Source organism: Pseudomonas sp. YeP6b (genome assembly GCF_025642995.1).
In the GTDB taxonomy this organism is placed as follows: Bacteria; Pseudomonadota; Gammaproteobacteria; order Pseudomonadales; family Pseudomonadaceae; genus Aquipseudomonas.
Genome location: NZ_CP080090.1, coordinates 1254760 through 1281669, shown reverse-complemented (window position 1 = coordinate 1281669; position 26910 = coordinate 1254760). Strand labels below are relative to the sequence as shown.

The 26910-nt window shown below is 58.5% G+C and carries 23 protein-coding genes and 1 pseudogene; 15 read left to right on the top strand and 9 right to left on the bottom strand.

Annotated features, from left to right (window positions below; translation table 11 throughout):
- Positions 1 to 92: 92 nt before the first annotated feature.
- Positions 93 to 1229 carry an acyl-CoA dehydrogenase family protein gene (locus KZH41_RS05715; RefSeq protein WP_263274510.1) on the bottom strand — a complete coding sequence of 379 codons (1137 nt, stop codon included), beginning with the start codon at positions 1227 to 1229 and terminating at the stop codon, positions 93 to 95.
- 220 nt (positions 1230 to 1449) lie between these two features.
- Here KZH41_RS05715 and KZH41_RS05710 point away from each other — a divergent pair, with 220 nt between their 5' ends.
- Both KZH41_RS05710 and KZH41_RS05705 read left to right on the top strand, forming a co-directional pair.
- Positions 1450 to 2370: a GlxA family transcriptional regulator gene (locus KZH41_RS05710; RefSeq protein ID WP_176462922.1), complete on the top strand. Its 921-nt coding sequence runs from the start codon at positions 1450 to 1452 to the stop codon at positions 2368 to 2370.
- Positions 2371 to 2644: 274 nt separating this feature from the next.
- A complete protein-coding gene (locus KZH41_RS05705; RefSeq protein ID WP_094950398.1) occupies positions 2645 to 2878 on the top strand; it encodes a hypothetical protein in 234 nt (77 codons plus the stop codon).
- Between the two features lie 60 nt (positions 2879 to 2938).
- On the opposite strand, the gene zapE is transcribed toward KZH41_RS05705, so the two are convergent.
- From zapE to KZH41_RS05690, 3 genes are all read right to left on the bottom strand, one after another.
- Complete coding sequence (zapE, locus tag KZH41_RS05700) at positions 2939 to 4033, bottom strand: cell division protein ZapE (protein ID WP_263274509.1); 1095 nt, start codon at positions 4031 to 4033, stop codon at positions 2939 to 2941.
- Between the two features lie 79 nt (positions 4034 to 4112).
- On the bottom strand, positions 4113 to 5468 hold the full coding sequence (locus tag KZH41_RS05695) for a tryptophan--tRNA ligase (RefSeq protein WP_094950397.1): 1356 nt from the start codon (positions 5466 to 5468) through the stop codon (positions 4113 to 4115).
- 24 nt (positions 5469 to 5492) lie between these two features.
- Positions 5493 to 6122 (bottom strand): alpha/beta hydrolase, encoded by a 630-nt coding sequence (locus tag KZH41_RS05690; RefSeq protein WP_263274508.1) that lies wholly within the window; start codon positions 6120 to 6122, stop codon positions 5493 to 5495.
- 147 nt (positions 6123 to 6269) lie between these two features.
- Here KZH41_RS05690 and KZH41_RS05685 point away from each other — a divergent pair, with 147 nt between their 5' ends.
- Positions 6270 to 6707 (top strand): YhcB family protein, encoded by a 438-nt coding sequence (locus tag KZH41_RS05685; protein WP_094950395.1) that lies wholly within the window; start codon positions 6270 to 6272, stop codon positions 6705 to 6707.
- Positions 6708 to 6890: 183 nt separating this feature from the next.
- Here KZH41_RS05685 and KZH41_RS05680 read toward each other — a convergent pair whose 3' ends face one another.
- From KZH41_RS05680 to KZH41_RS05670, 3 genes are all read right to left on the bottom strand, one after another.
- Positions 6891 to 8615, bottom strand: a complete 1725-nt coding sequence (locus KZH41_RS05680; protein ID WP_263274507.1) for an ABC transporter ATP-binding protein/permease — start codon at positions 8613 to 8615, stop codon at positions 6891 to 6893.
- Between the two features lie 100 nt (positions 8616 to 8715).
- Entirely contained in the window at positions 8716 to 9276 is a 561-nt protein-coding gene (locus KZH41_RS05675; protein WP_003171731.1) for a response regulator transcription factor, read from the bottom strand.
- Entirely contained in the window at positions 9269 to 10531 is a 1263-nt protein-coding gene (locus tag KZH41_RS05670) for an ATP-binding protein (RefSeq protein WP_263274506.1), read from the bottom strand. Before KZH41_RS05670 ends, KZH41_RS05675 begins: the two co-directional genes overlap by 8 nt.
- Positions 10532 to 10736: 205 nt before the next feature.
- On the opposite strand from KZH41_RS05670, the gene KZH41_RS05665 reads away from it, so the two are divergent.
- From KZH41_RS05665 to KZH41_RS05615, 11 genes and pseudogenes are all read left to right on the top strand, one after another.
- Complete coding sequence (locus tag KZH41_RS05665) at positions 10737 to 11453, top strand: SIMPL domain-containing protein (RefSeq protein ID WP_094950392.1); 717 nt, start codon at positions 10737 to 10739, stop codon at positions 11451 to 11453.
- Between the two features lie 90 nt (positions 11454 to 11543).
- The gene (locus KZH41_RS05660) at positions 11544 to 13145 is read left to right on the top strand and encodes an ABC transporter substrate-binding protein (RefSeq protein ID WP_263274505.1); all 1602 of its coding nucleotides are present in this window, start codon (positions 11544 to 11546) and stop codon (positions 13143 to 13145) included.
- Positions 13146 to 13403: 258 nt separating this feature from the next.
- Positions 13404 to 15032 (top strand): ABC transporter substrate-binding protein, encoded by a 1629-nt coding sequence (locus tag KZH41_RS05655; RefSeq protein ID WP_094950390.1) that lies wholly within the window; start codon positions 13404 to 13406, stop codon positions 15030 to 15032.
- A gap of 363 nt (positions 15033 to 15395) precedes the next feature.
- Complete coding sequence (locus KZH41_RS05650; protein WP_371917669.1) at positions 15396 to 16940, top strand: ABC transporter substrate-binding protein; 1545 nt, start codon at positions 15396 to 15398, stop codon at positions 16938 to 16940.
- Positions 16941 to 17110: 170 nt separating this feature from the next.
- Positions 17111 to 18505, top strand: a complete 1395-nt coding sequence (locus KZH41_RS05645) for an OprD family outer membrane porin (protein ID WP_094950388.1) — start codon at positions 17111 to 17113, stop codon at positions 18503 to 18505.
- A gap of 80 nt (positions 18506 to 18585) precedes the next feature.
- Positions 18586 to 20184: an ABC transporter substrate-binding protein gene (locus KZH41_RS05640; protein ID WP_263274504.1), complete on the top strand. Its 1599-nt coding sequence runs from the start codon at positions 18586 to 18588 to the stop codon at positions 20182 to 20184.
- Between the two features lie 73 nt (positions 20185 to 20257).
- Positions 20258 to 21268, top strand: a complete 1011-nt coding sequence (locus tag KZH41_RS05635) for an ABC transporter permease subunit (RefSeq protein WP_094950443.1) — start codon at positions 20258 to 20260, stop codon at positions 21266 to 21268.
- 10 nt (positions 21269 to 21278) lie between these two features.
- A complete protein-coding gene (locus tag KZH41_RS05630; protein WP_094950444.1) occupies positions 21279 to 22190 on the top strand; it encodes an ABC transporter permease subunit in 912 nt (303 codons plus the stop codon).
- 10 nt (positions 22191 to 22200) lie between these two features.
- Positions 22201 to 23169 (top strand): ABC transporter ATP-binding protein, encoded by a 969-nt coding sequence (locus tag KZH41_RS05625; RefSeq protein WP_094950386.1) that lies wholly within the window; start codon positions 22201 to 22203, stop codon positions 23167 to 23169.
- Positions 23169 to 24140 (top strand): peptide ABC transporter ATP-binding protein, encoded by a 972-nt coding sequence (locus KZH41_RS05620; RefSeq protein ID WP_094950385.1) that lies wholly within the window; start codon positions 23169 to 23171, stop codon positions 24138 to 24140. The genes KZH41_RS05625 and KZH41_RS05620 overlap by 1 nt, the downstream gene beginning before the upstream one ends.
- Positions 24141 to 24387: 247 nt before the next feature.
- Positions 24388 to 25524 (top strand): annotated as a pseudogene (locus tag KZH41_RS05615) (hypothetical protein).
- An 88-nt stretch (positions 25525 to 25612) separates the two neighbouring features.
- Here KZH41_RS05615 and KZH41_RS05610 read toward each other — a convergent pair.
- Together KZH41_RS05610 and KZH41_RS05605 are read right to left on the bottom strand one after the other, a co-directional pair.
- Positions 25613 to 25873, bottom strand: a complete 261-nt coding sequence (locus KZH41_RS05610) for a hypothetical protein (RefSeq protein WP_094953912.1) — start codon at positions 25871 to 25873, stop codon at positions 25613 to 25615.
- A gap of 97 nt (positions 25874 to 25970) precedes the next feature.
- Positions 25971 to 26246 (bottom strand): hypothetical protein, encoded by a 276-nt coding sequence (locus KZH41_RS05605; RefSeq protein WP_094953911.1) that lies wholly within the window; start codon positions 26244 to 26246, stop codon positions 25971 to 25973.
- A 245-nt stretch (positions 26247 to 26491) separates the two neighbouring features.
- On the opposite strand from KZH41_RS05605, the gene KZH41_RS05600 reads away from it, so the two are divergent.
- Positions 26492 to 26821, top strand: a complete 330-nt coding sequence (locus tag KZH41_RS05600; RefSeq protein WP_242154448.1) for a hypothetical protein — start codon at positions 26492 to 26494, stop codon at positions 26819 to 26821.
- The last annotated feature ends 89 nt before the right edge of the window (positions 26822 to 26910 follow it).

The window sequence follows — 26910 nt, the reverse complement described above, 5'->3', positions numbered from 1 at the left end:
CAAGCCCGGCTCCCACATTTTGAACTGTGAACACAGTCAAATGTGGGCGCTGGCTTGCCTGCGATGGAGCCTTACGCAGCACTACAAAACCATCAAAGCGCCCGCGCGATAATCTCCTTCATGATCTCATTGGTCCCCGCATAAATCCGCTGCACCCGCGCATCCGCCCAGGCCCGCGCAATCGGGTATTCCCACATGTAGCCGTAGCCGCCGTGCAACTGCACGCACTCATCGAGCACCTTGCACTGCAGGTCCGTGGCCCAATACTTGGCCATCGCCGCCGTAGGCACGTCTAGCTTGCCCTCCAGGTGCAACGCCATGCACTTGTCAACGAACACACGGCCAATCTGAATCTCAGTCGCCATCTCCGCGAGCTTGAACCGGGTGTTCTGGAAATCGGCAATCGCCTTGCCGAACGCCTTGCGCTCGCGGGTGTGTTCCAAGGTCCACTGCAGCGCCGCCTCGGCCGACGACAGCGCGCCAATCGCCACGGTCAGACGCTCCTGGGGCAACTCCTGCATCAAATACGCGAAGCCCATGCCCGCCTGACCCAACAGATTTTCCTTGGGCACGCGCACGTCCTGGAAGAACAACTCCGACGTGTCCTGAGCCTTCATGCCTACCTTCTCCAGGCGCTTGCCCTTGTCGAAGCCCGGCGTATCGGCTTCCACCAGAAACAGGCTGGTGCCCTTCGCACCGGCCTTGGGATCGGTCTTGGCCACCACGATCACCAACTCGGCGAGAAAGCCGTTGGTGATAAAGGTCTTGGAGCCGTTGATCACGTACTCATCGCCCTCCAACACGGCGGTGGTCTTAACGCCCTGCAAGTCGGAACCGGCCCCCGGCTCGGTCATGGCGATGGCCGTGACCATCTCGCCAGAGATCAATTTGGGCAGGTATTTGTGTTTCAGCGCTTCACTGCCGTAATGCAGGATGTACGGCGCGACGATGTCCGAATGCAGCGAGAAACCGATGCCGGTCAAACCAAGGCGGCTGATCTCCTCGATCACTACCGCGCTGTAGAGAAAGTCCGCGCCCAGGCCGCCATATTCCTCCGGCAAGTGGGAGCAGAGCATGCCCGCCTCCCCTGCCTTGCTCCACAGATCACGGTCGATGTAGCCCTGTTTCTCCCATTGCCCATGGAACGGCGCAGCGTGTTTTTCGAGGAAGGTGCGCACGCTCTCGCGGAAGAGTTCGTGCTCCGAGCTGAACAAGGTTCTGGGGATCATGGGTCACCTGTGGGGATTGTCGGACAAAGACCAGACCACAGAGACTAAGCCGCGAAGGCGTCACGGGACACTGGACACATGCGACAAAAAATAAGACGATCCAGCCGTCTGGTGACCACTTTCCCCTATAAGAATAAATGAAATTATGTCTAACCAAATCTCCACGCCCCTGCGGCGCGTCAGCATTTTGGCCATTGATCGGGTATTCGCTTCAACCCTCATGCAAGCCAAGGATTTCTTCCATCTCGCCAGCCTGCGATATGGCAAGCAACAAGGCCTGGGCCTGACCCCAGCGTTTGAAACGCGCCTGGTCAGCCCCGACGGGCAATCGGTGCGCAGCTTCAGTGATGTGATCATGCCGGTGGACGGCGGCCTGGAAGACGCCGACATCATCGTCTTACCGGCCTTCTGGGATGACTTCGACGCGCTGTGCACGCGCTACCCGCAAGTGATGCCTTGGCTGCGCCAGCAACACGCCCGTGGCGCCGTGCTCTGCGGCGAAGCCACCGGGGTGTTCTGGCTCGCTGAAGCCGGGCTGTTGGATGGCAAGGAGGCGACCACTTACTGGCGCTTCTTCAATGCCTTCAGCGAACGCTTCCCCAAGGTGCAGCTCAACCAGGACAAGCACCTGACCGACGCCGACAACCTGTATTGCGCCGGTGGCACCACCTCGGCGTGCGACCTCTACATCTACTTGATCGAACGTTTCTGCGGCGCCAACATCGCCCAAGCCGTGGCCCGCGATATTCTTTACGAAGTGCAGCGCAGCTACGCGCCGGGGCGCATCGGGTTTGGTGGGCAGAAGCTGCACCAAGACGTGATCATCCTGCAGATCCAGCACTGGCTCGAAGAGCATTTTGCCGACAAGTTCCGCTTCGAAGACGTCGCCCGGGAACACGGTATGAGCATTCGCAACTTTATGCGCCGCTTCCAGACAGCGACGGGTGATAAGCCGCTGCATTACCTGCAACGCCTGCGCATCGAGACCGCCAAGGGCTTGCTTTCGGGCAGCCGCAAGAGCATCAAGACCATCAGTTATGAGGTGGGTTACGACGATGCGAGCTTCTTTGCGCGGTTGTTCCGCCAGCACACGGAGTTGTCGCCAAACCAGTACCGGCAGCAATTTCAGCAAGCCGCGTAGATACAGCCCCTGACGATGCAAACGACCCTGCCATTCCGCAATGGTGCAGGGTCGAACTGAAAACCCCATGCAGCCTTAACCAAGGCCTTAAGCAATACCTGCCTGCAAGACCTCCAATTCCTACAGCTAGACAGGACGAGGACGAACCCGCAACGCCCGGGACCTCTGGCATTTTAAGCGAGGAAAAAGTCGCCTATTTCTGCCGAACTGCGCTGCGGATCACGCAGGGCTTTTTCTAAATTCACTTGGCTCAAACTAGGACGGAGACTCAATCATGTCATCCATAGGAAGCAGCTCTTTCAGGTCGGCTGTACAGCCGAACGAGACAGGCGCAATTACATCCAAGGAAAATGAGACTGAACAGTTAAAAAAGGATCGGAAAAAAAAGGAAGAGGAAGCGGCGCCCGAATTTGTTAAGGGGGCGGACGGCGCGATCTACAAGGTGGAGGGTGACATAAAGACGCTCGTAAAACCGGCGCCGCCCACTGAAGACCAGATCACTTTTTAACCAACACCCAAAATAAAAAGGCCCGCAATCGCTGCGGGCCTTTTATATCAATCACACCGCTTACGGCTTATGCCCACGCGACAGGAACTCGTGGGACTGCATTTCCAACAAGCGGCTCAACGTGCGCCGGAATTCAAAGTTCAAGCGACCGCCGGTGTAGAGGTCCTTGAGTTCGACTTCCGCCGAGATGATCAGCTTGACGTTGCGGTCGTAAAACTCGTCGACCATGTTGATAAACCGGCGCGCGATGTCGTCGGTGGTGACGCTCATCTGCTCCACGCCGCTCAAAATCACCGCGTGAAAGATCTTGCCCAGTTCGATGTAGTCGTTCTGGCTGCGCGGGCCGTCGCACAGTTGGCGGAATTCGAACCAGGCCACGTCATCGCAGGTGCGCAGCGCGATGATTTCGCGGTTCTCGATCATCAACTTGTCGTTTTCCACCGCCTGGGTGCATTCCGGCGTGAGCGCGCGGAAGCTTTTTTTCAGGCTTTCGTGCGCCGCTTCGTTCAGCGGGAAGTGGAACAGCTCGGCCTGCTCAAGGTGACGCAGGCGGTAGTCGACGCCGCTGTCGACGTTGACGATCTCGGTGTTCTGCTTGATCAGCGCGATGGCCGGCAGGAAGCGCGCGCGTTGCAGGCCGTCCTTGTACAAGCCGTCGGGCACGATGTTCGAGGTGGCAACCAAGGTCACGCCATTCTTGAACAGCTCTTCCATCAGGGTGCCGAGGATCATGGCATCGGTGATGTCGGAGACGAAGAACTCATCGAAGCAGATCACCCGCGCTTCGTCGGAGAAGCGCTTGGCGATGATGGTCAGCGGGTTTTTCTCGCCCGGCAAGGTCTTCATTTCTTCGTGCACGCGCTTCATGAAGCGGTGGAAGTGCGTACGTACCTTTTCCTTGAACGGCAGCGCTTCAAAGAAGGTGTCGACCAGGTAAGTCTTGCCGCGGCCCACGCCACCCCAGAAGTACAAGCCTTTGACCGGCGTGTGGTCTTTCTTGCCAAACAGCTTGCTGAACATCCCTGGCTTGCTTTGCGAGGCCGCGACCAGGTCGTCGTACAGGCGCTGCAAATGACGCACCGCAGTTTCCTGGGCAGCGTCATGGAAGAATTCAGGACGTTTCAGATCAGCTTGATATCGTTCTAGGGGCGTCATAATTTCGTTAGCAAGGCAACAAAAACGGGCCGTCACTGTAACGACGGCCCTGAAGAATGGCAATCAACCCTTGGTCGGGTTAATCCTCGATGGGGGTCAACGCGACGCGCAGGGCTTCGATGGCAGCATCACGCGATGCCATATCGGCGAAGGTCGCACTGTCGGCCACAGCAGCGCCGTCCAGCCACACGCTGAAGCTCAGCACTTCAGTTCGCACGTCCAGCGCGTCACCACTTTGCAATTGCTTGGTTACCGCACCGGCCGCTTTGCCGTCGGCAAAGTTGCGCGACAGCAGCAGTTGCTCGCCATCGGCCGCCAGCAAGCGGAAGCGGAAACTGCCGTCGTCTTCGCGAAAGCTCACAAAGCGCGCGGCTTTGGCGGTTTTCTTCTTGGTCGCCACCGGCGCCGCAGCCTCATTGACGAATGAACGCAGGCCCACCGCCTCACGCAGCTCGGCCAGGAACGGCGCCGCTACGGCACGGGCCTTCTTGGCGCCGATCAGCAGCAGGTCTTCCATGTCCGAAGGGCGCGACATCAACTGGTGATAACGCTCGCGCGCCTCACCCAGTTGGCTGTCGAGCAGTTGGAACAGACGGCTCTTCGCCTCGCCCCAGCCCAAACCTTGCAACAACTCAGCGCGGAACTCTTCTTCCTGGGCCTTGGTGGCAAACGCCTGGAACAGGGTGAACAGGTGCGAGTTGTCCGGGTCTTTGGCTTCGCCAGGCGCGCGGGAATCGGTGACGATCCGCGAGATGGCGTCTTTCATGTCCTTGGCGCTGGTGAACAACGGGATGGTGTTGTCGTAGCTTTTCGACATCTTGCGGCCATCCAGGCCCGGCAAGGTGGCGACGCTTTCTTCGATCAACGCCTCGGGCATGGTGAAGAATTCTTTACCGTTACCAAACAGGTGGTTGAAACGCTGGCCGATGTCGCGGGCCATTTCCACGTGCTGGATCTGGTCGCGACCGACCGGCACCTTGTGTGCGTTGAACATCAGGATGTCCGCCGCCATCAGTACCGGGTAGCTGTACAGGCCCATGGTGATGCCCGCGTCCGGGTCTTCACCGGTTTCCACGTTCTTGTCCACCGAGGCCTTGTAGGCATGGGCGCGGTTGAGCAGGCCCTTGGCGGCGACGCAGGTCAGCAGCCAGGTCAGCTCGGGAATTTCCGGGATGTCGGACTGGCGATAGAAAGTCACCCGGTTCACATCCAGGCCACCGGCCAGCCAGGTCGCGGCGATTTCCATACGCGAGCGCTGGATGCGCTGCGGGTCATCGCACTTGATCAAGGCGTGGTAGTCGGCCAGGAAGTAGAAGGAGTCGGCATTCGCGTCTTGGCTGGCAAGGATCGCCGGGCGGATCGCGCCAGCGTAGTTGCCCAGGTGCGGCGTGCCGGTGGTGGTGATGCCGGTGAGGATACGGGTACGAGTCGTCATGGGTAATCGCTTATCAGACTGCTATCAATTCGAGAGGCGCGGCAGCACCAGATCCTTGAGATCGGTCAGCTTGCCATGAAAAAAGTGACCGCATTCTGCCACTTTCAGCAGCTCATGGGGGCGTTTCAAGGCGCCAGACCAGTCGTAGACCAGCTGCGGGTCGACCACTTCGTCGGTTTCCGGCTGGATCAGGGTCAATGGGCAGCCTTGGGGCAGCAGGTCGGTATCGCGCAGGCGCATCACGGCGGCGGCAACCATGAACAGGTTCGCGAGCTTTTCACCCTTGGCTTCCAAACGGCCGCCGAGGCTGGCGGCCACGTAACCGCCAAAGGAAAAACCGAGCAGGGTGATCGGCAGGTCGGGGTGTTTTTCCCGCAGCCAGGTGGCAGCCGCTTCGGCATCGTCCACTTCACCGGTGGCCATATCGTGTGTACCGGCGCTGGCACCGACGCCACGGTAATTGAAACGTAAAGTAATCAAACCGGCATCGCGGGCGGTGCGTTGCAGGGTCGAGACAACTTTATTGAGCATGGTCCCGTCCTGCACCGGGTTAGGGTGGCAGATCAGCGCCAGGCCACGTGGCTCGGGGTGATCAAGGTACAGGGCTTCCAATTGGCCAACCGGGCCATCGATCAAAACGGGGGTTTCACGCATGAGCAAGGAATGAACTCCGTGACCTCTCAAAGGGTCGACTCGTCTAGCTAAAAGTCTGTGCATGGCATCATTGCGAGCTTAATCGCGGTATACAGCGCAGGTTTGAGCCGTTAACGTAAAGCAAAGCCGTTTATAGAGGAAGGACTCGTGGAACACTCGCTCTTAGTTTGGTTGTTGCCGACTCTCGCCTTGGTTGCCGGTGTCGCCATTGGATTCCTGGTTGCCCGCCTGCTGCCGAATGCCGCGCCTAACCGCACGCAGCGTCAGTTGGATGACATTCAGGAACGTTTTGACAGTTATCAGAACGAGGTTGTTACCCACTTCAACAGCACCGCGACCCTGGTCAAGAAGCTCACCCAGAGCTACCAGGAAGTACAGGATCACCTCGCCGATGGCGCCAACCGCCTGGCCCTCGACGACATCACCCGTCAGCGCCTGCTGGCTGCGTTGCATTCCGATGCCCCGCAAACTGCGCGGGAGCGCCTGACCCCACCGCGGGAAAACCAGGAGCCACCACGGGACTACGCGCCAAAAACGCCGAACGCCCCGGGCATGCTGGATGAGCATTACGGCTTGAAGAAGTAAGTCATTTTCAAGCAATAAAAAAAGCCCGGCTGATCGATGATCAGCCGGGCTTTTTGTTGGGCACTCACTTCATCAGCCAACACCGATCAAATGTGGGAGCTGGCTTGCCTGCGATCGCGGTGTGCCAGCTTACACCGCCATCGCGGGCAAGCCCGGCTCCCACATCTTTGATCGAGTTCGGCCTCAGGAGACGAGTTGCTCCTGAAGACGCCCACCCTCGATCCGCACATGCCGCCCATGGAAGCGCTTGAGGCTGCTGCGATGGCCGACGCTGACGATGCTCAGCCCCGGCAACTCATCGATCAAGGCTTGGTACAACGTTGCCTCATCCTCTTCATCCATCGCCGAGGTGGCTTCGTCCATGTACAGCCATTGCGGTGCAAACAACAGCGCGCGGGCAAACGCCAGGCGTTGCTGCTCACCCGGCGAGAGCATGCGTTGCCAGTGGTTGGCTTCGTCCAGACGGCCGACCAAGTGCGGCAAGCGGCAGGTTTCGAGCACCTGTGCATAACGTTCCGGCGGGTAGACGCTGTCGGCCTGTGGATAACTCAGCGCGGCCTTCAGGGTGCCAATCGGCAGATACGGTTTCTGCGGCAGGAACAGGTAACGCGCCGCCGGCAGGCGGATGCTGCCGTGGCCCGCCGGCCACAAGTGCCCCATGGCGCGCAGCAAGGTACTTTTACCGCTGCCGGAACGCCCGCTGAGCATCACACGCTCGCCCGGCTCCACGGTCATGTCGCCATCGGTCAGCAAGTGGCGACCGTCGGCCAAGTCCATGCCCAAGTCTTTCACCACCAGACGCTCGCCTTCCGGGCGCACATCAATGGCCGGGGCACGCTGCTCGTTTTCACTCATGGCCTGGTGGAAGCTGAGCAGACGATCACTGGTCGCGCGCCAGCTGGCGAGGTCAGCGTAAGCGCTGATAAACCAGCTGAAGTTGCCCTGCACATTGCCGAACGCCGAGTTGATTTGCATCAGCTCACCCAGTTCGATCTTGCCGGCGAAATAGCGCGGCGCAGCGACGATAAAGGGAAAGATGGTTGCGATCTGTTCATACCCGGCGGTGAAGAAGGTCAGGCGCTTGGACACTTTCATAATGTCCCAGAAGTTGCGCCAGACCTTGCCGAAACGTGCGCTCAAGCGCTGGTTTTCATTCGGCTCGCCGTTATACAGGGCGATGCTCTCGGCATTCTCGCGCACGCGCACCATGGAGAAACGCAGGTCCGCTTCGAAGCGTTGCTGTTGGTTGCTCAGGCCGATCAAGCGACGGCCGATCAAGTGGGTTATCCAACTGCCGATCCCGGCGTAGACCAGCGCACACCAGAACATGTAACCCGGGATGGTAAAGCCAAACACCTCGATGCTGCCGGAAACGCCCCACAAAATAATCGAGAAAGACACCAGGCTGACGATATTGCGCAGCAGACCCAGGCCCAGGCCCAACGTGTTCGAGGTGAAGTTATTGAGGTCTTCGGATATCCGCTGGTCTGGGTTATCGGTGTAGCCGCCCTGCTCCAGCTGGTAGTAGTTCTTGTCGGCGAGCCACCGTGCGAAGTGCTTTTCGGTGAGCCAGGCACGCCAGCGAATGGTCAGCATCTGGGTCAGGTACAGGCGGTATACCGCGCCGAGAATCGCCACGGCGGCAATCCCGCCAAAATAGCCGATCAACTGCCAGAAGGCGGCGGTGTCCTTCTTCTCCAGGGCGTTGTAGAAATCCTTGTACCAGTGGTTGATCCACACCGAGATCGCCACGCTGAACAGCGACAAGCCAACCAGTGCGACCAGTAGCAACCAAGCCTTGCCCTTCTCTTCACTGCGCCAATAGGGCGTGATCATCGCCCAGGTTCGGCGCAAGAATTGCCCACGCACCGCGTCATTGACCGCGCCATACTCAGCGTTCTGATTCATCGTTCAGGCTCGATAGGGAAAAGATGACAGGCGTTTGAACCGATCATAGACGATCGGTTCAGAGCTCCCTGCGGCCTGAAGCGGATTGTTCAGACTTTGTTCAGCGCCGTACTGGGCGCTTCTGCAGCTTGCGCTGCAAAGTCCGTCGGTGCATGCCCAGGGCGCGGGCGGTGGCGGAGATATTGCCTTCGTGCTCGGTCAGTACGCGCTGGATGTGTTCCCACTGCAGGCGGTCCACCGACATCGGGTTTTCCGGCACCAGGGTATCGAGGTCAGCGTGCTCGGAGAGCAAGGCGGCCAGCACGTCGTCGGCGTCTGCCGGCTTGCACAGGTAGTTGCAGGCGCCGCGCTTGATGGCCTCGACAGCGGTGGCGATGCTGGAGTAGCCGGTGAGGATCACCACGCGCATTTCCGGGTCGAGTTCCAGCAGTTTAGGCAGTAGCACCAGCCCGGAGTCGCCGTCCATTTTCAGGTCGAGCGCGGCGTAGTCCGGCAAATCGGCCTGGGCGATGGTCAGGCCTTCTTCGGCCGAGCCTGCGGTGCTTACGCGGAAACCACGGCGGCTCATGGCACGCGCCATCACGCGGGTAAAGGTGGCATCGTCATCTACCAGCAACAGGTGCGGCAGTTCTTCGCCTTCGACTTGGATCTCGTCACTCATCGATATCTCCTCGTGCGACACGGGGCAGGCGCAGCTCGGTGAGCGTGCCACCTTCCTCATGACTATAGAGCTTCACTGAGCCGCCCGCGCGGGTCACGCTGGCCTTGCTCAAAAACAGGCCGAGGCCGAAGCCTTTGCCCTTGGTGGTAAAAAAGGGTTTACCGATCTGCTCGGCAATGGCCAGCGGCACGCCAGCGCCGTGGTCACGAATACTGATGGTCACGTCTTCGGCATCCCAATCCAGCTGCACGCCCAGCCCTTCGGGGCAGGCGTCGGCAGCGTTGTTGAGCAGATTGAGCAAGGCTTGGGTCAGGTCCGGCGGCGGCGCCATGCGCGGCACGCTGCCCTGGCCCAGCAGGTTGAAGCGGTAACTGGCTTCGGGGCGCATCAGGTGCCAGCGGTTCAGGGCGTCGTCGAGCCATTGGGTCACGTCCTGCATTTCCACCGCCAGGCGGCGATTGGCTTCGGCGGCCCGCACCAGTTGCTGCAGGGTCAGCTTGCACTGCTTGACCTGTTCCTGCAGCACGCTCAAGTCTTCTTGCAGGGCCGGGTCGTGATGGTCCTGGGTCATTTCCTTGAGCAGTACGCTCATGGTCGCCAACGGCGTGCCCAGCTCGTGAGCGGCACCGGCGGCCTGGGTGGCGACGGCCAGGAGTTGCTGGTCACGCAGGCCTTCTTCGCGGCGAATGGCGCGTAATTCTTCCTGGCGACGCAGCTCTTCGGCCATGCGCGCGGCAAAGAAAGTAATCACCGCCGCAGACAGCGCAAAGCTCAGCCACATCCCATAAATCTGCAGATTTTCCCTAGCGATAGGGAAGGTCTGCAACGGGTAGAACTGTGCCAGCAGCAAGGTGTACAGCATCAGCGCGATACCCGACAGCACCACCGAGTAGCGCCATGGCAAGGTCACGGCGGCAATCGTCAGTGGCACCAGGTAATACGAGACGAACGGGTTGGTGGAACCACCGGAGAAATACAGCAGCACACTGTGGATAAACAGGTCGCAAGCCAACTGCAGGGCGTATTCCAGCTCGGTCACCGGCCAGGTGGTACGCAGCCGAATGGCCGTAAACACACACAGCACGGTGGAAAAGCCGAGGGTCACGGCCAGCTGCAGCCACGGCAATGGCAGCAGGTCGAACCAATACGCGAGCCCGACGGAACCGGCCTGTGCGGCCAGTACCAGGGTACGAATGAACGTCAGGCGCCAGAGGTTCTGGCGGGTGGCGGAAGTCAGTTTTACGGCGGCGAGCATGAGCTCTCCCGGTGAGCGCTGCAGGCGGATCGCCAGGAGTATAAACGAAGCAGGCCGCCTGGCACGGCGCGTGTGGCTCTTTGACGCAGGCCGAGCGAATGACCGTTCGTCGGCGCCCCCACAACTTGTAGCGAATGTGTAAACCCGAAGAACCCGACAGCACCGTCTACAGTCATACCGAACACGACTATCCCAAGGAGCTTCCATGTCTCGTTTCACTCGCAGTGCAGCCGTACTGACCCTGAGCGCCAGCGCCCTGGCCACCCTCCCGGCGATGGCCGCCGATGAGCTGCATTACAACCAGATTTCCCTGCGCGCTGAGGTCAGCCAGGAAGTGGCCCGCGACAAGATGATCGTCACGCTTTATACCGAGTCGCAAAATACCGACCCGGCCAAGCTCGCCGCCGAAATCACCACCACCCTGAACAAGGCCCTTGGCGAAGCGCGCGAAGTCAAAGGCGTGACCCTGCGCCAGGGCAGCCGTAGCAGCTACCCGATCTACGACAACAAGAACCAGAAGATCACCGGCTGGCGTGAGCGCGCCGAGCTGCGCCTGGAGAGTGCGGACTTCCCGGCGCTGTCCAAGCTTACCGGCGAGCTGCTCAATACCCTGAAAATGGAAAACATGGACTTCGCCATCGCCGACAACACGCGCAAGGCCAGCGAAGATGCATTGCTCAAAGACGCGGTTGCCGCCTTCAAAGCGCGCGCCCAACTGGCCACCGATGCGCTGGGCGGCAAGGGCTACAAAATCGTTAACCTGAACTTCAACACCAATGGCTATCCGATGCCTTACGCCCGCAGTGGCGGGATGATGATGAAAGCAGCCATGGCGGATTCGGCGCCGACGCCGGAAGTCGAAGCCGGCACCAGCCAGGTCAACATGAGCGCTGATGGCGTGATCGAAGTACAGATGCAGTGACCCCTACCTGACAAACCTGAACGGCGGTAACCTCGGTGACCGCCGTTTTTGTTTGGGCGGCTTTATAGGCCTGCTACTTCAGGAGTTTCCATGCAAAGTTCTGCGTTCAAACCGCTACTCCTGGCTGCAAGCCTGCTGGCTTTTATGCCGATGGCCCAAGCGGCCAGCACCCTGGTCTACTGCTCCGAAGCCAGCCCCGCCGGCTTCGACCCCAGCCAGTACACCAGCGGCACCGACTTCGATGCTTCCGCCGAAACCGTGTTCAACCGTCTGACCCAGTTCAAGCGCGGCGGCACCGAAGTCGAACCCGGCCTGGCGACGAGCTGGGAGGTATCCAAAGACGGCCTGACCTACACCTTTCATCTGCGCGATGGCGTCAAGTTCCACACCACCGACTACTTCACCCCTACCCGCGACTTCAACGCGGATGACGTGCTGTTTACCTTCAACCGCCTGCTGGATGCCGACAGCCCCTTTCGCAAGGCCTACCCGTCCGAGTCGCCGTACTTCACCGACATGGGCTTGAACACCACGATCAAAAACCTCGAAAAACTCGACGATCACACCGTGCGTTTCAACCTGAACAACGTCGATGCCTCGTTCGTGCAGAACCTGGCGATGAGCTTTGCTTCGGTGCAATCGGCCGAATACGCCGCGCAGCTATTAAAAGAAGGCAAGGCTTCGGATATCAATCAAAAGCCCGTAGGCACCGGGCCGTTTGTGTTCAAGCGCTACCAGAAAGACTCGCAGATTCGCTACGCGGCCAATAAACAGTATTGGAAGCCCGAGGATGTGAAGCTCGACAACCTGGTGTTCGCCATCACCCCGGACGCGGCCTCGCGCTTGCAGAAACTCAAGGCCGGCGAATGCCAGGTCAGCGGCTACCCACGCCCCGCCGACATTGAAGTGATGAAGCAGGACCCGAATCTGCGCGTGCTGCAGCAAGCCGGTTTCAACTTGGGCTTTCTGGCGTACAACGTCACTCACCCGCCGCTGGACCAGCTCAAAGTGCGCCAGGCCCTGGACATGGCCATCGACAAACCGGCGATTATCAAGGCTGTTTACCAAAGCGCCGGGCAATTGGCGCAGAACGCACTGCCACCGGCGCAGTGGTCTTATGACCCCAACATCAAGGACGCGCCGTACGACCCGACAAAGGCGCGGGCGCTACTAAAAGAAGCAGGGGTTGCACCAGGTACCACCATCAATCTGTGGGCGATGACTGTGCAGCGCGCCTCGAACCCCAACGCGCGAATGTCGGCACAAATGATCCAACAGGATTGGGAAAAAGTCGGTATCAAAGCCAATATCGTTAGCTACGAGTGGGGCGAATACATCAAGCGCGCCAAAAATGGCGAGCACGACGCGATGATTTACGGTTGGACCGGCGACAACGGCGACCCGGATAACTGGCTTGGCGTGCTCTACAGTTGTGCCGCGGTCAAGGGCAGCAACTACGCTAAATGGTGTAACCCGGCCTACGACAAACTGGTGCAACAGGCCAAGGTCAGCAGTGACCGTGAGCAGCGCATCAAGTGGTATCAACAGGCACAGAAAATCCTTAAGGAACAAGTACCTATAACGCCTATCGCAAACTCGACGGTTTTCCAGCCTATTCGCAAAGAAGTGCAGAACTTCAAGATCAGCCCGTTTGGCCTGACACCGTTTTATGGTGTCAGTCTAGATAAGTAACAGCGACGCCCCAACCGAGTGCGCCAGACGCCTCGGTCGGGCTTTTTTGGTGCGTCAAATGCACTGAAAAAACCCTCTATATATATGCATTTATGTACAAACTTTCATAAATGCGACATTCCTGTACGTTCGTACCACAGTTTGGCTCTCGCGACGGTTCAGCATCTTGCAATGGGTATGGCGCCTGCATAAGTATCCGCAGGCCGACTCACGAGGTCGCCCTCACCACCAAAAATGACAACAAATCATGAGGCCAACATGCTTAAACACGCAGTCATTCCGCTTTTAGTGAGCGCTGGCCTTATGGCCGCAGCCCCATTCGCCCAAGCGGCGACTAACCTGGTGTTCTGCTCCGAAGGGAGCCCGGCTGGTTTCGACGCCGCCCAGTACACCACCGGAACAGACTTCGATGCTTCGGCCGAAACCATGTTCAACCGTCTGACCCAGTTCGAACGCGGCGGCACCGCTGTTGTTCCTGGGCTGGCCACCAGCTGGGACGTGTCCCCGGATGGCCTGACGTACACCTTCCACCTGCGCGAAGGCGTCAAGTTCCACACCACGGCGTACTTCAAGCCGACCCGTACCTTCAATGCCGATGACGTGCAGTTCACGTTCAACCGCATGATCAACAAGGACGACCCGTTCCGCAAAGCCTCCCCCACCGAGTTCCCGTACTTCACGGACATGGGGATGGACACCAACATCAAGAACATCGAGAAAGTCGATGACCACACCGTCAAGTTCATCCTTGGCACCGTGGACGCTGCTTTCATCCAGAACATGGCAATGAGCTTCGCTTCGATCCAGTCGGCTGAATATGCCGCACAACTGTTGAAGGAAGGCAGGGCCCAGGACATTAACCAGAAGCCGGTCGGCACTGGTCCGTTCGTGTTCAAGAGCTACCAGAAAGACTCCAACATCCGTTTCACCGGCAACAAGGATTACTGGAAACCTGAAGATGTGAAGATCGACAACCTGATCTTCGCCATCACCACTGACCCGTCGGTGCGTATCCAGAAGCTCAAGAAAAATGAATGCCAGATCACTCTGTTCCCACGTCCAGCCGACCTGAAGACGCTGAGCGAAGACAAAGACCTGAAAATGCCGAACCAGGCCGGTTTCAACCTGGGTTACATCGCCTACAACGTAATGCCGGTGCTCAAAGGCCAGACTGCGCCTAACCCGCTGTCGGACCTGCGCGTGCGTCAAGCCCTGGACATGTCGGTAAACAAGCAGCAGATCATCGATTCGGTTTACCAGGGCGCTGGCCAACTGGCCGTCAACGCCATGCCACCAACCCAATGGTCCTACGACACCACCATCAAAGATGTTCCGTTTGACGTGACCAAAGCCAAGGCTTTGCTCAAGGAAGCCGGTATCAAGGAAGGCACCGAAATCACCCTGTGGGCGATGCCGGTTCAGCGTCCGTACAACCCGAACGCCAAGCTGATGGCTGAGATGCTGCAGAACGACTGGAAACAGATCGGCCTGAAGGTCAACATCGTCAGCTACGAGTGGGGCGAGTACGTCAAGCGCGCCAAAGGCGGCGAGAACCAGGCCATGCTGATTGGCTGGAGCGGCGACAATGGTGACCCGGACAACTGGCTGAACGTAATGTTCGGTTGCGACTCGCTGGCCGGTAACAACTTCTCCAAATGGTGTGACAAAAAATTCGATGGCCTCGTGAAAGATGCCAAGGCCACATCGGATGTCGCCAAACGCACCGAGCTGTACAAGCAGGCGCAACATATCCTCAAAGATGCAGTCCCGTTGACACCTATCGCGCACTCGACGGTGTATCAACCCATGCGCAACACCGTGCAGGACTTCAAGATCAGCCCGTTTGGCTTGAACTCCTTCTACGGCGTGAGCGTAAGCGGCAAGTAAGGATTAGTAACGGCGACGCGTCATAACGTCGCCGTTATTGCATCCGCCTGGACCATAGGAAACAGACCACATCCGAAACGTTGCCGTCCTACAGCAATGAGCCGCGACCTGTGCATCCGTTACCTACAAGGTCAATCCGTTTTGGCGTATTTACTGCGAAGTCCGAGACCCATAACGTCGTAGGACAGCAGAAGCACCAAGCACGGAAAGGCACTTGCTGTGTGTGGGATCAGTGATGTCTCCCAGGCAAAAGCCTGGGTGATTGCTCGCTGATGACAACAACAAACAAGGATTGGGATCGTCATGCGCCATACCACCGTTCTATCCGCAATTTTTGGCACCAGCCTGCTGGCTGTGGCTACGATGGGCCAAGCCGCCGACAAGAAGAGCCTGGTGTTCTGCTCTGAAGGCAGTCCGGCAGGGTTTGACACCGCGCAATACACCACCGCCACCGACAACGATGCCGCCGAGCCGCTGTACAACCGCTTGGTTGAATTCGAAAAGGGCTCAACCAATGTGGTACCTGGGCTGGCAACCAAGTGGGATATTTCCGAAGACGGCCTGACTTACACCTTCCACCTGCGTGAAGGGGTGAAGTTCCACAGCAACAAGGAGTTCAAGCCGACGCGCGACTTCAACGCCGACGACGTGCTGTTCACCTTCAACCGTATGCTTGACCCTGAATACCCGTTTCGCAAGGCCTACCCCACCGAGTTCCCGTACTTCACCGGGATGAGCCTGAACAAGAACATTGCCAAGGTCGAGAAAACCGACCCTTACACCGTGGTGATGACCCTGAACACGGTCGACGCCGCGTTCGTACAAAACATCGCCATGAGCTTTGCCTCGATTCTGTCGGCCGAGTACGCCGAGCAGCTGCTTAAAGAAGGCAAACCGAGCGACATCAACCAGAAGCCGATCGGCACTGGCCCGTTTGTGTTCCAGCGCTACCAGAAAGACTCGCAGATTCGTTATGTGGGCAACAAACAGTACTGGGACCCGAGCCGCGTGAAGCTCGACCAGCTGATTTTTGCGATCAACACCGACGCATCGGTGCGGGTACAGAAGCTCAAGGCCGGCGAATGCCAGATCACCCTGCATCCGCGCCCGGCCGACGTCGACGCTCTCAAGGCCGACCCGAATCTGCAATTGCTGACCAAGCCGGGCTTCAACCTCGGCTACATCGCCTACAACGTGCGCCACAAACCCTTCGACCAGCTCGAAGTGCGCCAGGCGCTGGACATGGCGGTGAACAAGCAGAGCATCCTCAACGCCGTGTACCAGGGCGCCGGTCAGCTGGCGGTCAACGCCATGCCGCCGACCCAGTGGTCCTACGACGACACCATCAAGGACGCCGCCTACGACCCGGAAAAAGCCAAGGCACTGCTCAAGGCTGCCGGCGTGAAGGAAGGCACCGAGATCACCCTGTGGGCGATGCCGGTGCAACGGCCGTACAACCCCAACGCCAAACTGATGGCCGAGATGCTGCAAAGCGACTGGGCCAAGATCGGCCTCAAGGTCAAGATCGTCAGCTACGAGTGGGGCGAATACATCAAGCGCACCAAGAACGGTGAGCACGATATCAGCCTGATCGGCTGGACCGGCGACAACGGTGACCCGGACAACTGGTTGGGCACCCTGTATAGCTGCGACGCCATCGGCGGGAACAACTACTCCATGTGGTGTGACCCGGCGTACGACAAGCTGATCAAGCAAGCCAAGGTCGTCACCGACCGCGAACAAAGGACTGTTCTGTACAAACAGGCGCAGCAACTGCTTAAAACACAGGTGCCGATCACGCCAGTCGCCCACTCGACGGTCAACCAGCCGTTAAGCGCCAAAGTTGAAGGGTTCAAAGTCAGCCCCTTCGGCCGCAACGTGTTCTCGGGCGTCAGTATCACCCCATAAGAAAATAACCGGATTTGCAGGGAGCGAAGTTAGCTCCCTGGCAAACGTGCAGCCTTTTGTTGGGAAATTTCCTACGGCAAACGTTTGCAAGGCTTGAACGAGTTACACACCCAATAGCCGGTTCACCTAAAAAGACCGGCATTAAAAAGAGAACCAAAGGAGCTTCACCCATGAAACTGAGCAGCAAAGCGCTTCTGGCCTTGGCCATCAGCAGCATCACGGCAACCGCCTTCGCTGAACCTCAAAGCCAGGACTTCGTTCCTACCACATTGGCCGGCACCAGCGCCCAAAGCGAGGCCAAAGGCTTTGTCGACGGTCAAAGTCTGGGCGGTACTACCCGTAACTGGTTCTCCAGCGAGCGTAAATTCCGTGGCCAGCGCTTCTCTTACAAGAAGCACGGCGTGACAGAAACCGACGCGAACCGTACGAACTGGCTGCAAGGCACCATCCTTAACTACTCCTCGGGCTTCACCCAAGGCACCGTGGGCGTGGCGACCGAAGTGGCGGCTTACAACGTTGTGGCCCTGGACCGCAGCAAGCGTGACATCAAGGGCGGTTCCAACCGTACGCTGGCTGACTCCGACGGCGATGCCGTCGGCCAGTGGAGCAAACTGGGCCTGGCCAACGTGAAGTTCCGTGTCTCGAACACCACCTTGACCGCCGGTCGCCAGAACTTCAGCAGCGGCATTGTCGACACCATCGGTAACCGTGCACTGCCTTCAAGCTTTGAAGGTGTGTCGTTCGACAGCCAGGAACTCAGCAACCTGTCATTCCAGGGCGGTATCTTTGACCGCGTTTCGCCACGTACCGAACAGAGCCTGTCGAAATTCCGCTCCGAGTACGGCAATGGCCAGGAAACCGACAAGGTCAAAACCCTGGGCTTCAACTACCAGCCGTTCAAAAGCCTGAAAACCAGCGTTTTTGCCGCTAACGTCGAAGACTTCTGGAACCAGTACTACTTCGGCGCTACCCACGAACTGGGTGATGCCCAGACTCTGGCACTGACCACCGGCTTGAACTACTACAAAACCACCGACACCGGCAGCAAGAAGATGGGCAAAATCGACAACGACACTTACTCGTTGTCTCTGGGCCTGACTCACCAAGCCCACAGCCTGACCTTCTCCTACCAGGCCGTTAACGGTAACGAGTACTTCGACTACCTGCACGAAACCAACGGCATCTACCTGGCCAACTCCCTGACCTCTGACTTTAACGGTCCGAACGAGAAGTCCTTCCAGGTTGCCTACGGCCTCAACATGGCTGAATACGGCGTGCCAGGCCTGAAGTTCAACATCTACTCGGCTCGCGGCTGGGGCATTGATGGTACTCACTACACCGGCGACGGCGGCGTGAAAGGCTTCGCTTACAACGGTATTCAGTCCCAAGACGGCGAGAAGCACCAGGAATACGGCGTAGGTACTTCCTACGCTATCCAGAGCGGCCCTCTGAAAGCCACCACCATCCGTGGCACCTACGTCACTCACCGTGCCAGCGCCCAACAGGCTGACGGCAACATCCGTGAGTTCCGCCTGGTCACTACCATCCCGTTCAACATCCTTTAATTAGCGCCAGGTAGACGGCGGGTTCATGACGAACCCGCCGTCTACGCTTGTCTGGTTCAATCGATTGCAGAGGCCTCTGAATGAAAATGCTCCCGCTACAAGCTGCCATTGCCGCTGCGCTGTTGAGCGTCGCGATCGGCGTTTCGGCCAAACCGCTGGTGGTCTGCACCGAAGCCAGCCCGGAGGGTTTCGACCCGGTCCTGTACACCACGGCCGTCACCGCTGACGCCGCTGCCGAAACCATGTTCAACCGCCTGGTGGACTTCAAGCCCGGCACCACCGAAGTGATTCCTGCACTGGCCAAGGCCCTGCCGGAAATCAGCGTCGATGGCCTGACCTACACCTTTCACCTGCGTGACGACATCAAGTTCCACACCACCGACTACTTCAAACCCACGCGCAACATGAATGCCGACGACGTGCTTTGGAGCTTCCAGCGCCAGCTGGACCCGAACCACCCTTGGCATAACAAGTCCGCTGTGGGCTACCCGTACTTTGAAAGCATGGGTTTCAAGGAACTGCTCAAGAGCGTAACGAAGACCGACGACCACACCGTTGTCTTCACCCTGACCCGTCCTGAAGCACCGTTCCTGGCCGACCTGGCCATGGCGTTTTCCTCGATCCACTCCGCCGAATACGCCGACCAGTTGCTCAAGTCCGGCAAGACCGATGACCTGAACGCCAAGCCGATCGGCACCGGCCCGTTCATCTTCACCCGCTACGCCAAGGACGCCCAAGTGCGCTTCAAGGCCAACCCGGATTACTTCCGTGGCAAGCCGCCAGCTGACCCGTTGATCCTGGCCATCACTACCGACAGCAACGTGCGCCTGCAAAAGCTCAAGGCCAACGAATGCCAGATCGCGCTGTATCCCAAGCCCGATGACGTGCCGAGCGCCAAGGCTGATCCAAACCTGAAAGTCGCGGAACTGGCGGCCATGACCACCAGCTACACCGCCATGAACACCACCCACAAGTACATGAGCGACGCGCGGGTGCGTCACGCGATCAACATCGCGTTCGACAAGAAAGGCTACAACGAATCCCTGTATGGCAAAGGCAACGCCATCGACGCCACTGGCCCGTATCCACCGACGCTGCTGGGTTTCAGCGACAAGCTGAAGAACCCACCGCGCGACCTGGACAAAGCCCGCGCCCTGCTCAAGGAAGCCGGCGTACCGGAAGGCACCGAGTTCACCCTGTTCACCCGTAACGGCGGTGGCCCGACCAACCCTAACCCAATGCTCGGCGCCCAGCGCATGCAGGCGGATCTGGCGCAGATTGGCCTGAAGGTCAATATCAGAGTCATGGAATGGGGCGAAATGCTCAAGCGCGCAAAAAACGGCGAGCACGACATGGTGTCGGCTGGCTGGGCAGGGGATAACGGTGACCCGGATAACTTCCTCACGCCAAACCTGAGTTGCGATGCAGCCAAAAACGGCGAAAACTACGCCCGCTGGTGTAACAAAGAGTTTCAAGACTTGATCGATAAGGCACGCGCCATCGAGGAACCCTCGAAACGGGCTGCACTCTACGAACAAGCCATGGACGTTTTCGAGAAGGATCAACCCTGGATTCCCATGGCTTACCCGAAAATGTTCACCGCCATGCGCAAAAACGTCGAAGGCTTTACCCAAAGCCCTCTGACTACAAATAACTTCGCCACCACCCAGGTGAAGTAATAAGAGACGCTCGGCACCGTCGACATTGACGGTGCCGAACCTGCCTAACCGGCTGATTGAGGTACACAACAAGATGTTTAGCTTTATTGCCCGCCGATTGGGGTTATTGATCCCCACGTTTTTCGGCATCACGTTGCTGACGTTTGCGTTGATTCGCATGATCCCCGGCGACCCTGTCGAAGTCATGATGGGCGAACGACGAGTCGACCCAGAGATGCACGCACAGGCAATGGAACGCCTCGGCCTTAACAAGCCGCTGTACGCGCAATATTTTGACTACGTAGGCAAGCTCGCCCAGGGCGACCTCGGTGAATCCCTGCGCACCCGCACCAGCGTGTGGACCGAATTCACCGCCCTCTTCCCCGCGACCCTGGAACTGTCCATGGCCGCCCTGTTGTTCGCCGGTATCCTGGGCCTGTTGGCCGGGGTGATCGCGGCCTTGAAACGAGGATCCCTGTTCGACCATGGGGTGATGGGCATCTCCCTCGCGGGATATTCGATGCCGATCTTCTGGTGGGGCCTGATCCTGATCATGTTCTTCTCGGTAAGCCTGGGCTGGACCCCGGTTTCCGGGCGTATCGACCTGCTCTATGACATCGAGCCACGCACCGGCTTTATGCTGATCGACACCTTGCTGGCTGACGAGCCGGACGCTTTCTGGGATGCCTTGCACCACCTGATCCTGCCGGCCATCGTGCTCGGCACCATCCCGCTGGCGGTGATCGCCCGGATGACCCGTTCATCGATGCTCGAAGTACTGCGCGAAGACTACATCCGCACTGCCAAGGCCAAAGGCCTGTCGCCGGCGCGCGTGGTGTTCGTACACGGCCTGCGTAACGCGCTGATCCCAGTACTCACCGTGGTCGGCCTGCAAGTCGGCACCCTGCTGGCCGGTGCGGTCCTGACCGAAACCATTTTCTCGTGGCCCGGCATCGGCAAATGGCTGATCGAAGCCATTGGCGCGCGAGACTACCCGGTGGTGCAAAACGGCATCCTGCTGATCGCCTGCCTGGTGATCCTGGTGAACTTCGTGGTGGATATCCTCTACGGCTTCGCTAACCCACGCATCCGTCACCAGCGCTGAGATCATGACCATGACCCCATCTACACAAGCGGTAGCAGTCGATCAAAGCCTGCTGTACCCGTCCCCTTACAAAGAATTCTGGCAAGCCTTCTCCAAGAACAAAGGTGCGGTTGCCGGCCTGCTATTCATGACCCTCATCGTGTTTTGCGCGATCTTCGCCCCGTGGGTTGCGCCGCATAACCCCAGCGAGCAATACCGCGATTTCCTGCTGACCCCGCCGTCGTGGCTGGAAGGCGGGCAAATCCAGTTCCTGCTCGGTACCGACGAGCTGGGCCGTGACCTGCTTTCGCGCCTGATCCAGGGTTCGCGCCTGTCCTTGCTGATCGGCTTGTCGTCGGTGGTGATGTCGCTGATTCCAGGCATCCTGCTAGGCCTGTTCGCTGGCTTCTTCCCGCGCCTGCTTGGCCCAACCATCATGCGCTTGATGGACATCATGCTGGCCCTGCCGTCGCTGCTGCTGGCTGTCGCCATTGTCGCGATCCTCGGCCCTGGCCTGATCAACACCGTGATCGCTATCGCCATCGTGTCGTTGCCATCCTATGTGCGTCTGACCCGTGCTGCAGTGATGGGCGAACTGAACCGCGACTACGTGACGGCCGCCCGCCTCGCCGGCGCCGGCCTGCCACGCCTGATGTTCATCACCGTGCTGCCTAACTGCATGGCGCCGCTGATCGTACAGGCCACTTTGAGCTTCTCTTCGGCGATTCTCGATGCCGCGGCCCTGGGCTTCCTTGGCCTTGGCGTACAACCGCCAACCCCTGAGTGGGGCACCATGCTGGCTTCGGCCCGTGACTACATCGAACGCGCCTGGTGGGTCGTGAGCCTGCCGGGTCTGACCATTTTGCTCAGCGTGCTGGCAATCAACTTGATGGGTGACGGCCTGCGCGATGCGCTGGACCCGAAACTCAAGAACGCCGCCTGAGGAGATTCCCATGTCACTGTTAGAAATCAAGAATCTCAATGTGCGCTTCGGCGACAAGACCGCCGTGCCGGTGGTCGATGGCCTCGACATTTGCGTCGACAAAGGCGAAGTACTGGCGATCGTTGGCGAGTCGGGCTCGGGTAAATCCGTGACCATGATGGCGCTGATGGGCCTGATCGAGCACCCCGGGATCGTCACCGCCGACGCGCTGAACTTCGACGGCAAGGACATGCTCAAGCTGAGTAACCGTCAGCGCCGCCAGATCGTCGGCAAAGACCTGGCGATGGTGTTCCAGGACCCGATGACCGCTCTGAACCCCAGCTACACCGTGGGTTTCCAGATTGAAGAAGTGCTGCGCCTGCACCTGAAAATGTCCGGCAGACAAGCACGTAAACGCGCTATCGAGCTGCTCGAAAAAGTTGAAATCCCAGGCGCCGCCAGCCGTATGGATGCCTACCCGCACCAACTGTCCGGCGGTATGAGCCAACGTGTGGCCATCGCCATGGCGATTGCCGGCGAGCCGAAACTGCTGATCGCCGACGAACCGACCACGGCCTTGGACGTGACCATCCAGGCGCAGATCATGGAGCTGCTGCTGGCCCTGCAGAAAGAGCAGAACATGGGCCTGGTGCTGATCACCCACGACCTCGCCGTGGTGGCCGAAACCGCCCAGCGTGTGTGCGTGATGTACGCTGGCCAAGCCGTGGAAGTCGGCCAGGTGCCGCAGTTGTTCGACATCCCGGCGCACCCGTACAGCGAAGCGCTGCTCAAGGCAATCCCGGAGCACAGCCTGGGCGCCACGCGCCTGGCCACGCTGCCGGGGATTGTTCCCGGTCGTTATGACCGGCCGCAGGGTTGCCTGTTGTCGCCGCGCTGCCCGTATGTGCAGGAATCCTGCCGTGCCCAGCGGCCTGGCCTTGACCCGAAAAGCAACAGCCTTGCGCGCTGCTTCTACCCCTTGAACCAGGAGGTGGCGTAATGGCCGTCGTTCTTACCGCCCGCGACCTGACCCGTCACTACGAAGTGTCCCGTGGCCTGTTCAAGGGCCACGCGCTGGTACGCGCGCTTAATGGTGTGTCGTTTGAGCTGGAAGCCGGCAAGACCCTGGCGGTCGTTGGCGAATCCGGTTGCGGCAAATCCACCCTGGCCCGCGCCCTGACGCTGATTGAAGAACCGTCGTCAGGCTCGCTGAAAATCGCCGGCCAGGAAGTCGCCGGCGCCAACAAGGCCCAGCGCAAGCAATTACGCAAAGACGTGCAGATGGTGTTCCAGAGCCCGTACGCGTCGTTGAACCCGCGCCAGAAAGTCGGTGATCAACTCGGCGAGCCGCTGCTGATCAACACTAATCTGTCCGCCGCTGAACGCCGCGAGAAAGTCCAGGCGATGATGAAGCAAGTGGGCCTGCGCCCTGAGCACTATCAGCGCTACCCGCACATGTTCTCCGGTGGCCAGCGTCAGCGCATCGCATTGGCCCGCGCCATGATGCTGCAACCCAAAGTGCTGGTGGCGGATGAACCGACCTCGGCGCTGGACGTGTCGATCCAGGCCCAGGTGCTCAACCTGTTCATGGACCTGCAGCAGGAATTCAACACCGCCTACGTGTTCATCTCCCACAACCTGGCGGTGGTGCAACACGTCGCCGACGACGTGATGGTGATGTACCTCGGCCGCCCGGTGGAAGTCGGCCCCAAGGACGACATCTACGCCCGCCCTCTGCACCCGTACACCCAGGCGCTGCTGTCGGCCACCCCGACCATCCACCCGGACCCGAACAAGCCGAAGATCAAAATCGTCGGCGAACTGCCCAACCCGCTGAACCCGCCACCTGGCTGCGCGTTCCACAAGCGCTGCCCGTATGCGACCACGCGGTGCAGCAGCGAGGAGCCGCAGTTGCGTGCCTTGGATAACCGTCAGGTGGCTTGCCACTATGCGGAGCAGTTTGTGGCCTGACCGATAAAAGATGCCTTGGGGGTCAACCCAGGGCATTAAGTGTGTTCTATAAGCCCTTCCCATCAGGTTGCGCATCAGCCTGTTGGGAGGGGCTTTTTTTCGGCTTATCACCGAGTGCTTTCTGTTAACAAACCCCATTAAGTATTCGAAAGCAATCTAATCACCTGTGAGTTCTCACAGTAGCCAGCACGACCTGTTTAACCTTTCATGAGCGCACGACCTTTATCCAACGGAAGGGTATGTACTCATGACAACTTTTACGGTTTTTTTCTGCGGCACCGGCTCAACTAAATTTGATGATAGCAACGCCAATTATTGGAATGGCGAACTCATTTCTACCTTGGCGCAAAATACCCAAAGCCTCAGTAAGGAGTTTGCCGAATGGATCGTCATTGACGGCCCCGGCAGCGGAAACTTGCAAGCAGACGAGATGTTCACTGCGTCAGGTAACTACCTTCAGCTAAAGGGAACAGCCCTGGGTTCCGGTTGGGAAGAAAATGTGGCACACGCTGTCAACATCATGAAGGGAACGGTTTTGTGGCAGCGCTTAAAACTGACCGAGGAAAACTAAAACCAACTGCAGAACGCCGGCGTCCCCATTGAAGAAGTCAACGTCACAGGCAGTTGGTATTGGCGCACGTACGATTACGGTACGCGCAAAGTGACGCAGCAACAGCTGCAACAACAAATCATCAAGACCTTTCGAAAAGACGGCATTATTCCGACCCAAGTGAATCTGGTCGGTTGGAGCCGCGGCGGGATCAGCTGCCATATGCTGGCCAATGCCATGCTGAATGACAGCGCCTTAAAAAATGTGCCTGTCAACATTTTTGCTGTGGACCCTGTTCCCGGGCTGCTGAACTTCCAGGACAGCAGGGTAAGACTCGGTAGCAACGTCAAAGAGTATGTGGCGTTTTACGCCAGAGATGAGCGCTCCCTGGGGTTCGCCTGTGTTGTTCCAGAATGTGATAAAACTACCCAGGTTCATATTTACCCCATGCCCGGCCGCCATGCGACTTTAGTGGGTAATGCTGCCGCCAATGGGAACGAAGGTGCAAAGGTTTATGCAGAACCCGGCCAGCTTGTTCGCCACTTTGCGGAAACATGCCTGACGCGCTGGGGCGTTCGCTTGGAAAAGAAACTCAACCTCACGCCCGAGCAGATAGAAGAACGGCTCGCAACGATCAAAAATGATCTGGGCGGCTATATGAAAATGCGCAGTACCGTTTACACCACCTCGACCCAAACTGCAGGTGAGCGGAGTATTACAAAGGGCAGTAAGGATATTAAGTTTACTGCCGCAAAGGGCGCCGACTATATCCCAGAGCCAGGGCTTTCAATTGAACACATCCTGAGCAACGACCATTTCAAAGAAATCGGTTGATTCACGCGTGGGGTGAGTTTGGTTGTCGAAAGCCCTTCCGATCAGGTGGCGCATAACCCTGGCGGGAAGGGCTTTTTTCTACGGCGACTCAGGTATCGCTGTCACCTTGCGTGTCATCGTCGTCTGGCGGGACTTGCTGGTCGTCATCGTCCTTGGAGCCACCCTGATCTTCGTCACCCGCTTCGGATTCAGACTTGGCCAACTGCAACCCTTTCCCCTGCGTCGTCTGCACCGCCGAAAAGCCCGCCTGGCTGCCCTGCGCCGGGTTATGCGCCCAGGCCGTCGACATCCCCAACGACAACAGCACCAACACCTTTAGCAACAGCACAACTCGTTGAAAAATACTCATGGTCGATTTCCGTCCAGTCAGTAGATGAATCCTGCACGACAGCTGTTTACCGTCGCCCAGTAAGAAGCTAGTCCCAATGCCCGGTTTGCGCCAGGCTTCAGGTGTCGCCGTCATCGTAGGTTTCGCTGTCTTCACCTTCGTTGTAGGGGTTTTCTGCGTCCTCCTTGGGAGCAGGTTGGGCTTGTGGTTGCCAACTGCCGGAATTGACCTCGTTCTGCTTTTTCTTGGTGACTGGGCCCGTGTCTTTCCACTGGGGCGTTCCCGCATCCGCGAATAGCAGGCCAGAGACCGGCACTGGGGTGTGCGCCCAGGCGTTGGCTACGCCCAAGGTTGCCAGCAGCACCAGTTGGGTAGCACGTTGAATTCTCGGCACGACGGCCTCCTTTTCAGTCGATGGGTGAACTGTTTCAGGCCCCTTTATCAACCTAGTCGCGCATCAGGGTTTTCGCAATTGAGGCCATGCGCCACCCGGCCTGCTGTAGAGGTTACGCACACAACCATTTCCATCCCACCCGTAGGACGATTCTGAAAGTTTTAACTATTCAACGAGTTTATTGCATCTAGCGAACACCCATTACTAAAGTCTTAGCTCCACGAACTCCTATCGAGAAAAACAAAGTGAAGCCTATCCTTGTCGCCTGTGCACTCATCGCCGTCTTTGTGAATACCACCGCTTGCGGAGGCCTCTACAACACGATTTACAATGACAACTGGGACTATTCCGATCGAAATAAAGATGGACAACTTTCAAGACAGGAATGGAACTTATATATGGATGACCGCTACGTTAAAACAGCAACCGAATTGGGTTACTCGAACAAGTCAGAATTTGATGACGTTGCCTTTAAGGCTGCAGACAAAGATGCTAACGGCTTTATCTCACGCCCCGAATACGACCGTTTTATCAATGAGGCAAAGACCGACAGTTACTTTCCAACTAAACGATAGTCAGTTGAATGCCAGCCTGAGTCGTTTGCGTAGCTGTCGCTGATACGAAACACTCCAAGACGGGCCATACGTAGCGTATGGCCCGCATC